The 1013-nt window shown below is 62.6% G+C and carries 1 protein-coding gene; it reads right to left on the bottom strand.

Annotation, left to right across the window (positions count from 1 at the left end):
* Positions 1-185: 185 nt before the first annotated feature.
* On the bottom strand, positions 186-839 hold the full coding sequence (locus NYR54_RS19110) for a TerC family protein (RefSeq protein ID WP_261517285.1): 654 nt from the start codon (positions 837-839) through the stop codon (positions 186-188).
* Positions 840-1013 lie beyond the last annotated feature (174 nt).

Consider the following 1013-nt stretch of genomic DNA (forward strand, 5'->3'; position numbering starts at 1 on the left):
GCCACTTTGAAGACGTTATTCGTTTCGATGCGAAGGCAAAGTTTGCCCGAAGATGTCTGCCGGGTGCGAGGGGCGGGTGGCGCCCCGGCCTGTAGAGGCCGTGAGCGTATCCCGGGAGATCGAGCTAGCCCTTCGAGGAAAGCAGGGACGCCTCCTTGCCCCTGATACCGGACCGAAGGGAAGCGTCAGGCCAGAAGGTCCGGCCAGACGTCGATCGCGCCGTCCCGGATCATCTTGAGTGCTACATAGAGGATGATGAGAAGGCCAACATAGCCGATCCAGCGGTAGCGATGCAGAAGCCGCGCGACATAGGACGCGGCCACACCCATCAGCACGACGGAAAGAGTCAGGCCGATCACGAGCACCGTAAGGTGGTCACGCGCGGCACCTGCCACCGCCAGGACGTTGTCGAGCGACATTGAAACGTCGGCGACGATGATCTGCAGGGCCGCCTGCCTCAGCGTCTTGCGCGGCGCTTTATCGCCGATGTCGCCCGAGGCGTCCAAATCCTCGTTCGAGAGCACTTCCTGGGCGGCGTGCTCCTCTTCCTCCGGCGTGCGCAGCTCGCGCCACATCTTCCAGCAGACCCAGAGCAGCAGGATACCACCTGCAATCAGAAGGCCGGGACCGAGTGCAAGCAGCTGCGTCGTAGTGGCCGCGAAAACGATTCGCAGAACCGTGGCAGCGATGATGCCTATCACGATTGCGCGGGCGCGCTGCTCTTTCGGCAGGCCGGCCGCCGCCAGACCGATAACAACCGCGTTGTCGCCAGCCAGGACCAGATCGATCGCGATTATCTGCAGGAGCGCCGCAAGACCCTCAGCGGTAAAGATTTCCATGCGGAAGGCGCCCCCAAATGCTGACCCAGACAGGCGTTGGTTAAACTCTCTATTGCGCGCGGGACAGTGGCAAACGACGGCGCAACTTTCAAGGCGTTCGGTTCGCGGTCGACGACGTCGCGCCATTTCGCCTTTGGTCGAAAGTCCTCCAGCTGGCGCAGTCTCGCCCGATCG

This window comes from Chelativorans petroleitrophicus, from assembly GCF_025398195.1.
In the GTDB taxonomy this organism is placed as follows: Bacteria; Pseudomonadota; Alphaproteobacteria; order Rhizobiales; family Rhizobiaceae; genus Chelativorans; species Chelativorans petroleitrophicus.

Bases quoted from the DNA above. Each gene is read 5' to 3' on its own strand.
- NYR54_RS19110 (WP_261517285.1), bottom strand. From the start codon at position 839: ATGGAAATCTTTACCGCTGAGGGTCTTGCGGCGCTCCTGCAGATAATC.